The organism is Candidatus Kryptobacter tengchongensis (assembly GCF_001458555.1).
In the GTDB taxonomy this organism is placed as follows: domain Bacteria; phylum Bacteroidota; class Ignavibacteria; order Kryptoniales; family Kryptoniaceae; genus Kryptonium; species Kryptonium tengchongense.
Map to the genome: position 1 here is coordinate 1 of NZ_CZVH01000083.1, position 8,574 is coordinate 8,574.

Consider the following 8,574-nt stretch of genomic DNA (forward strand, 5'->3'; position numbering starts at 1 on the left):
ATGAGTATTTAATCCAACAACTTTTTCCCTTTCCATCAAACTATCATTGTAAAATTTCTTAAACTCTGAAACCATTTTCTCAATCACTTTTTCTTCATCATCTCCCCACACGAAAATATATGTATCTGGCATAAGATAACCCTCAAGCCCATTTGCCTGTATCCCAAGCTTTTGTGCAAAATCAGCGCTGTTGACAAGTTGCATAAATTTTGTTGAGTCAATCCCAATTTTTGATTTCAATATACCTGCGATTCTTCGTGCGGTTATCCCTTCTGGAATTGTGACGCTTATGGATATAATATAGGCTGGATTTGTTATCTCTTTTACCACAACAGCCATTGGCAGATTATCTATAAAAATGTATCTTCCAGCCTTAACCTTTCTATCAAAGCCAAGCACCTTGCCGGTATAATAAAAAATTATTTTACTTTTCAAAATCCCCTCGGAGTTTAAAATTTCAACTGTTTGTTTAAATGTTGAATTTTTAGGTACCTCAATAAAAACAAACTTGGTCGCAGGAGAGTTGGAAAGGAAAAATTCACTGTTGATTATATGAAGAAAAATTAAAATCAGCAAAATTACAAGTTTCCTTAAAAGGTCAAACATCGCTTTTCCTGAAAACGAATTCACATTTATTGCTTGAATTTTATTTTTTCCTCTGAGTTCCGCTGATTCCCTTTCAAGTCGTCTTGACTCATCAATAATTCTTTCATATAACCTTTTAATTGCCATATCCGATAAAGGACCGTAATTATGTTTCATGACATTCTGGATGACCTGACTTTCTCGTTCTGGTGAATAGATGGGTAAATTCAATTTTTGTTTTATTTTTCCGATTTCGTTTGCATACCTCGCTCTTCTATTTAGAAGTCGGACAATTTTGATATCAATTTTATCAATTTTTTTGCGCCACTTTTCAATTTCATCATAGTATTTATTTTTTCTCCTCAACCAGTCCATTTTTGAGCTCACTTATAAATTCAAAGGCAACTTTCACACACTTTGAAATTTCGTCAATGTTGAAGAGCTTTTTTATCAGCGCTGATCCAACCACAGCGCCATCAGCCCATCTCCACGCCTCTAAAACATGATCTCGTTTTGATATACCAAATCCAACGACAAATGGTTTGTTTGAGTTTGCTCTAACCCTCAGCATAAAGTTTTCAAAATCTTCTCCGCCGAATTCTTCCCTCTCACCTGTTACACCCGTAACCGACACACAATAAACAAAATGAGTTGATTTTTCCGAGACCAACTTTATACGCTCATCGCTTGAAGTCGGAGCGACAAGAAATATATTGCTCAATCCATATCTTTGAGAGATCTCAATTAATTTATCTGCCTCATCTATTGGAAGATCGGGGACTATAACTCCATCAACGCCGTTTGAGATAGCTTCAACGACGAAATTTTCAATTCCACGACTTAGAATTGAATTATAATAACCCATCAAAATAATTGGCGTTGAATATTTTTTCCTAAATTTTGAAACATCGTCCAAAATTTTTTTAAAACTTGCCCCGTTTTTAAGAGCAACATAAGAAGAATGCTGAATCGTGGGTCCATCTGCTATCGGATCACTGAACGGAATTCCAATTTCAATCATATCACTCCCAGCATCAAAAAGCCCTTCAAGTAAAGGTAAAGTCACTCCTTTGATTGGGAATTCAGGCGTAATGTAAGGAATTAACATTTTATTTTTGGTATTTAAGACATTTTGAATTCTGTTCATCGGTTTTGAACTTAAATTTTTAAATTCGGGACAGGGGCTAAATCAAAATCATGTTTTATTCCACTTTTAAGTTTAATATATCCAACGAAAGCAATCATTGCAGCGTTATCCGTGCAATATGCAAGATCTGGGATGTAAAGCTTTAAGCCTTCATTTTCAGCTTTTTCCTTCATTGTTTTTCTGAGTTCGGAATTAGCGGCAACCCCACCTGCAATGGTTATGTTTTTTACATTAAAATCTTTCGCTGCTTTTATAGTTTGCTCAACGAGTGCTTCAACCACAGCCCTTTGAAAACTTGCGCTTATATCTCTTATCAATTTGTTTTTTTCCTCTTCCCCAAGACTTTGAAAGTTTATTTTTTTCAAATAATAAAGAACCGCGGTCTTTAAACCGCTGAAGCTGAACTCATATTTGTTCAACTCATCGGTTTCCCTTGAAGATTTGCTTTTTGAGGATGGTATTGGCTTTGGAAATTTCACAAAATTTGGATCACCTTCACGGGCAAGTTTATCTATAAATGGTCCCCCGGGGTAACCAAGCCCCAAAAGTTTTGCTACTTTATCAAAAGCTTCCCCAGCTGCGTCATCTCGGGTTTGCCCGAGAAGTGTCAACTTCAAAAAGTCCTCAACGAGAATAAGCATAGTATGACCACCCGAGACAACAAGCGCTATAAATGGAAAATCCGGATGCTCATCCATAAGGAAAGTTGAAAACACATGACCTTCAATATGATTGACACCAACAATTGGAATTTTTAACCCATAAGCCATCGCTTTTGCGAAGCTAACGCCAACAAGTAATGAACCAATCAATCCAGGTCCATAGGTTACAGCAATTCCATCAATTTCTTCTTTCTTAATCCCCGCTGAGGTTAAAGCTTCATCTACAACTTTTACAATTACCCTCTGATGTGCCCTTGATGCAAGCTCTGGGACAACGCCACCATATTTTGAATGAAAATACTGAGATGAAACTATACTTGAGAGCAATTTCCCATCCTTTAAAACAGCAGCGGATGTTTCATCGCACGATGTCTCTATCCCAAGAACTATCACTTCCGTTTGAGGTTTTTAAAAAAATTAATCAAAATAACTTATATATTCAAAATTTAAATTTCATTTCCCATTCCAAGCTTATTTTTTGAGTGAATCGCTCTTCAAAATCATAATCTCTTGACGCGAGGAAATTTCTTTGCTATATTTATCTCGTGCTGTTAATTCTATATGACGCAGTGCAAATTGCACAACTCCTAATTAATAGCGGATAAAATGCTTCTGTCAACGATCAAATTCTTTCTTGATTCAATTCTTGACTTCATTTTTATCTATGAATGTGAAATCTGCCATCGGCATCTTGAAGATAAACGAATGATAATTTGCTCTGAGTGCATACATAAAATTGAAAGAGTTGAACCTGTTGATATAGAACGAACCTTTACGACAAAATTTAGGAGCGATGGGTATATATCCAAAGCATTTGCTTGTTTCTATTTTAAAGATGAGAGCATAATTCAAACTTTAATTCACGAACTTAAATACCAAAATAAACCATCAATTGGAATACTTCTTGGAGAAATTGTGGGAAATTCCGTTAAAAATGATCCTGATTTCATCTCTTCCGACGCTTTAATTCCCGTCCCACTTCACAAAATTAGATTAAGGGAAAGGGGATATAACCAAAGCGAATTAATTTCAAAAGGCATAAACAGAGTAACCGGAATAAACCTTATAAATGACCTTCTCATCAGAGTAAGAAACACACAAACACAGACAAAGTTAAATCTTGAACAGCGAAAAGAAAATGTAAAAGATGCCTTTAAGGTCAAAGATAAATATAAAAATTTCGTCCCCTGGAGAAAATTTATTGTTGTTGATGATGTCATCACAACTGGTTCAACTGTGAATCAGTGTGCGAAGGCACTTGTTGATGCTGGAGCTTCACGAGTTTTGGCTTTATCTATCGCCATTGCAAGTTAGTCCAGATGTGAAAGCTCCTTAAGTATTTTATTTGCTATGATGAGCTTTTGAATCTCGCTTGTCCCCTCACCTATCGTTAAAAGTTTCGCATCTCTGTAAAGTTTTTCAACGGGATATTCTTTTATATAGCCATATCCGCCGTAAATTTGAACAGCTTCATTTGCACATTTGACGGCAACTTCACTTGCAAAGTATTTCGCCATTGATGCATAAAGTGAGTAATCTTTACCTTGGTCTTTAAGATAAGCTGCTTTATATGTAAGCAACCTTGCTGCCTCTATTTGAGTGGCCATATCCGCAAGTTTCCATTGAATGGCTTGAAACTCACCTATATATTTCCCGAAAGCCTTCCTTTCTTTTGCATATTTCAAACTCAATTCCAAAGCTCCCTGAGCAAGCCCAACAGATAACGCAGCTATCCCAATTCTACCACCAGCGAGAATTTCCATTGCCTGTCTGTATCCTTGTCCCTCCTCACCGATTAAATTTTCAGCTGGAACCTTACAATTATCAAATGTTAACGAACATGTTTCGCTCGCTCTCATCCCAAGTTTATCTTCCCTCTTACCAACGATTATACCACTATAACCTTTTTCAACTATGAAAGCAGAGATTCCATTTTTACCCTTGCTTTTATCGGTCACAGCCATAACCACAACTACCTCAGCAACACCACCATGCGTTGTAAAGGTTTTATTTCCATTAATCACATAATAATCATTATAACGAACGGCGTTTGTTAGTAAATTTGCTGCATCGCTTCCTGCTTGTGGCTCTGTTAAAGCCCAAGCACCTATCTTTCTACCACTGCAAAGTTCAGGAAGATATTTTTGCTTTTGCTTCTCATTTCCGAACATGAAAATATGATTTGAACAAAGCCCATTGTGTGCTGCAACGCTCAAACCTATTGATGGATCAACTCTGCTTATTTCTTCAATTATCACAACATAATCCAAGTAGCTTAATCCCGCACCGCCGTATTTTTCGGGAAATGTTATCCCGAGGAAACCAATTTCACCCAGCTTTTTTATTATCTCAACTGGGAACTCACCTGTTATGTCAAATTTTTTGACATAAGGTGAAATTTCATTTTCTGCAAAATCACGAGCAAGCTGTTTAACTTGCTTTTGAGTTTCGGTTAAATAAAAGTCCATAACTTTTGCCCTAAATTATTTTTCAATGGAGCTTTTGACTCCGATTTTTCTATAGTGAATTTTGCTGGTAAAAATGTTCAATTAGTTCTTCCGCCACTTCAAATGGGTTTATATGTAAGTTTGTAAGGAGATTGACTTTTTCCTCAAGCAACTTTTGACGATCATCTGTCCAGAAATCCTCACGGAGCTTCTCTTCAACTATTTCCTTTATCTTCAGTTTTAACTTTTCTTTTCTTCTTTTTTCAAATTCACCCGTGTTATATAAAAATTCCCGATGTTTTTTGATCAAATTCAGAAGCTCGTTAACTCCAGCGCCTGTGCTTCCAATTGTCTTTACAACCTCAACCTCCCATTCGTCTTTCTTAACCTTGAAACTTAACACGCTTTTAATTGCATTTACAGCTATATCTGCACCTTCTCTGTCACTTTTATTTAAAACGAATATATCGGCTATTTCCATTAATCCAGCTTTCATTGCTTGAATTGAGTCACCTGATTCGGGGACGAGAACAACTATGACCGTATCGGCAACTTTTACAACATCAAGTTCGGATTGACCCACCCCGACCGTTTCAAAAATTACATAATCAAATCCACCTGCATCAAGTATATCTCCTGCTTCAACTGCTTTTTTGCTTAATCCACCCAAACTTCCTCTGGTCGCCATACTTCTTATAAAGACGCCTTCATCAAGGGACAGCTCATTCATCCTTACTCTATCGCCAAGCAATGAACCCCCAGTGAATGGACTTGTTGGATCAACAGCGATTATTCCAATTTTTGCTTTTTCATTTCTCAAAAGTTTTGTGAGTTGAAAAACGAGCGTGCTTTTACCAGCGCCTGGCGGACCTGTTATACCAATTTTATAAGCCTTTCCTGTGTATTTATAAATTTTCTTCAAAAGTTCTTCAGCCCCTTCATATTCATTTTCAATTATTGATATCGCCTTTGAAATCGCCCTGAAGTCACCATCTATCACCTTTTTAACAAGCTCAATCACCTTGATCTTTCTGCAAATTTATTTTTAAAAAATTCAACCGTCAACTTTAAACCTTCATCCAAAGAGATTTCTGGCTTCCACCCAAGTGTTCTATAAACCTTTTCATAGCTTATAACACTTCTTCTTTGTTCCCCTGGTTTAGGTGGTCCATGGACTTCATCACAATTTGCACCTGTCAATTCTTTTAGTTTGCGGAAAAGTGTATTTACATCGGTTTCAATCCCTGTCCCTATGTTGAAAACATCAGATTTATCATAATTGAGAGCAAGCAAATTTGCCTTTACGACATCCCCAACATATGTATAATCCCGTGTTTGGAAACCATCACCATTTATTATCGGTTTTTCTCCCTTTAACATTTTACTTGTGAAGATCGCAACGACGCCAGCCTCACCGTGCGGATTTTGCCTTGGTCCATAGATATTTGCATATCTTAGGATAACATAATTTAGTCCATGCACCTCTTTATAAAAATAAAGATATTTTTCAACTGTTAACTTCGCAACACCATAAGGGGAAAGCGGTCTTGTCGGATGCTCTTCATCAGCAGGAAAATAATCTTGTTCTCCATAAATCGCACCCCCCGTTGATGCAAAAATGAACTTCTTTACTCCATATTTGATGCTGAATTGCAAAAGTTTCAGGCTTCCGATTATGTTTACATCCGCATCATAAATTGGGTCCTCAACCGATTTGCGAACATCCATCTGTGCTGCATGGTGATTCACAATATCAATTTTCTCGCTTTTGAAAATCTCCTCCACCTTATCGTCCCTTATATCAAGATGATAAAATTTCGCTTTTGGGTTTAGATTTTCAAGTGAGCCGGAAGATAAATTATCAACGACAATAACATTATGACCAAGTTCAATATAGGAATCAACAACATGTGAGCCGATGAAGCCAGCTCCTCCTGTTACAAGTATGTTCATTTGCCCTCCATAAATGTTTTAGTGAAATTTTGAATTTCTTTTACGATGTTGTCAATCGCTTCCTCAAGTAATTTAGTTTCTTTCTTTGCAACTTCAAAATTGCCAGATTGCAACGCCTCACTTATACCAGGCAATGGCTGTGTCCCATAACCAAGATAATAACCCGGGGCATAGATCCTGTGCTTATACCAATCCCTGTTTGGAAGCCCAATTTTTTGCGTAAATTTCTGTTCAAGTTTTTGAACTTCAACCCTTGGAAATTTTTTTTGAATCAAGTTAAGTGTATCAGAATAAAATCTCATAATTTTGATTTTCTCTTTTACACCTCCAAAATCAATGCCATTCGTTTTGAGCATAACCTCGTAATTCCTTTCAATATCAATGATGTATTTTTCAATTTCATCAGCATAATCACCATAGTTAAAAGGCAAGTAATCGCACGAACTCAACCTCATCAAAACAAGCCCAACTATTTTTGCCATTGTTTCATGGTATTTGAAACTTGGATCACAAAAATTTTTCATCCAATAAAAATTGTCAAGTTGAGAATGATACACTCCATATGGACCTGTAAATCTCATATCAATTGATGGAATACCGCAGAAATCAAGAAATGCGGTGTAATCAGAGCCACTCCCCAACCTTCCGAATTTAATTTTGGCAGTATCAGGTGGATTTGAAACCTGTTTTAATGATTTATTTTGCCTTTTCCAGGTTTCAGCGAAGATGCTATTTCCCGTTTCTGGGTCATTTACAGACTTTATAACTTCCTCAATAAAGCGGTCAAGCGATGGGACAGAGCTTGCCTCAAAATTTTTCCCAGAGACAGCCGCATCAACATTGATATAAGCGATCGCATTTTTAACAAGATCGTTATAATTTTCCTCAACCCATTCTGTTGAACCAATCAACCCATATTCTTCAGCATCCCATGCACAGAATAAAATACTTCTTTTGGGTTTCCATCCCTGCTTTATGAGTTCTGATAAAGCTCTTGCTGTTTCAAGCATCACCGCTGTTCCACTGCTTGGGTCAACCGCACCATAAATCCACGCGTCGTGATGATTTCCCATTATTATTTTCTTTTCCGGCTCTTCAAAACCGCGGATTTCTGCGATGACATTTTTGATTTGCCTTATTTTCCAATCTGATTTGACTTTCATTTTAACTTTGGCAGGTCCCGGTCCAGTGTGATATGCAAAGGGCAAACCACCTTGCCACCCTTCGGGGACATTCGGACCGGATAAATTTTTAAGAATTTCACTTGCAATTTTATATGAAACTGGCATAGTTGGTATTCGTGGCAAACTTTTCGCCTGCTCAGGGTTAATTCTTTTTACATCTTTCTTTGCTGGATATCCAGGTGTAAGCGGATCGCCAGGATATTCAAACATATAATAAATGCTTCCCCTTTGCACAGCATCTTCAGGTCTCCAGGGTCCTCGGGGATAAACATCACCCTTCATGTATCCATCATCCATCGGATCAGAATAAATAATCAACCCAATTGCGCCGTTTTCTTCCGCGACTTTTGCCTTTACACCTCTAAATGATTTACCATACCTTGCTATAGCTATCTTCCCTTTCACACTTATTCCAAGCTCTTTGAGTTTCTCATAATCCTCAGGAAGACCATAATTGACATACACAACCTGTGCTTCTATTTCACCATCTGGGGAATAGGCATTGAAAAATGTGAAGATATCATCATATGTGTCTTTATCCCAATTCCAAGCCGTTTCCTTCAATTCAAATTTAATTTCATAGGGTTGTATCAACT

The 8,574-nt window shown here is 37.1% G+C and carries 8 protein-coding genes; 1 reads left to right on the top strand and 7 read right to left on the bottom strand.

The genetic code is table 11. The features are described 5' to 3' along the window. The 3 genes from pheA to tsaD form a co-directional block, all read right to left on the bottom strand. Positions 1-960, bottom strand: a 960-nt coding sequence (pheA, locus tag AT685_RS06805) for a chorismate mutase (protein WP_072152054.1), incomplete at its 3' end; no start/stop codon positions are given. Next, positions 935-1,732, bottom strand: a complete 798-nt coding sequence (gene trpA, locus AT685_RS06810; protein ID WP_072152055.1) for a tryptophan synthase subunit alpha — start codon at positions 1,730-1,732, stop codon at positions 935-937. The genes pheA and trpA, both read right to left, overlap by 26 nt. A gap of 11 nt (positions 1,733-1,743) precedes the next feature. Further along, complete coding sequence (gene tsaD / locus AT685_RS06815) at positions 1,744-2,787, bottom strand: tRNA (adenosine(37)-N6)-threonylcarbamoyltransferase complex transferase subunit TsaD (protein WP_072149675.1); 1,044 nt, start codon at positions 2,785-2,787, stop codon at positions 1,744-1,746. 213 nt (positions 2,788-3,000) lie between these two features. Here tsaD and AT685_RS06820 point away from each other — a divergent pair, with 213 nt between their 5' ends. Beyond that, positions 3,001-3,708, top strand: a complete 708-nt coding sequence (locus AT685_RS06820) for a ComF family protein (protein WP_072152056.1) — start codon at positions 3,001-3,003, stop codon at positions 3,706-3,708. Here AT685_RS06820 and AT685_RS06825 read toward each other — a convergent pair. The 4 genes from AT685_RS06825 to AT685_RS06840 form a co-directional block, all read right to left on the bottom strand. Next, positions 3,705-4,862, bottom strand: a complete 1,158-nt coding sequence (locus tag AT685_RS06825; RefSeq protein ID WP_072152057.1) for an acyl-CoA dehydrogenase — start codon at positions 4,860-4,862, stop codon at positions 3,705-3,707. The two genes, AT685_RS06820 and AT685_RS06825, sit on opposite strands and share 4 nt — an antisense overlap. A 49-nt stretch (positions 4,863-4,911) precedes the next feature. After that, positions 4,912-5,862 (bottom strand): methylmalonyl Co-A mutase-associated GTPase MeaB, encoded by a 951-nt coding sequence (meaB, locus tag AT685_RS06830; RefSeq protein WP_072152058.1) that lies wholly within the window; start codon positions 5,860-5,862, stop codon positions 4,912-4,914. After that, a complete protein-coding gene (locus AT685_RS06835) occupies positions 5,859-6,794 on the bottom strand; it encodes an SDR family oxidoreductase (protein WP_072152059.1) in 936 nt (311 codons plus the stop codon). Before AT685_RS06835 ends, meaB begins: the two co-directional genes overlap by 4 nt. After that, positions 6,791-8,574: M28 family metallopeptidase (locus AT685_RS06840; protein WP_143713169.1), on the bottom strand; the 1,784-nt coding region annotated here is incomplete at its 5' end. The genes AT685_RS06835 and AT685_RS06840, both read right to left, overlap by 4 nt.

What these genes read in the sequence shown, in the direction of transcription:
- trpA (WP_072152055.1), bottom strand. Translation starts at nt 1,732, where the DNA reads ATGAACAGAATTCAAAATGTCTTAAATACCAAAAATAAAATGTTAATT.
- AT685_RS06820 (WP_072152056.1), top strand. Translation starts at nt 3,001, where the DNA reads ATGCTTCTGTCAACGATCAAATTCTTTCTTGATTCAATTCTTGACTTC.
- AT685_RS06835 (WP_072152059.1), bottom strand. Translation starts at nt 6,794, where the DNA reads ATGAACATACTTGTAACAGGAGGAGCTGGCTTCATCGGCTCACATGTT.
- AT685_RS06825 (WP_072152057.1), bottom strand. Translation starts at nt 4,862, where the DNA reads ATGGACTTTTATTTAACCGAAACTCAAAAGCAAGTTAAACAGCTTGCT.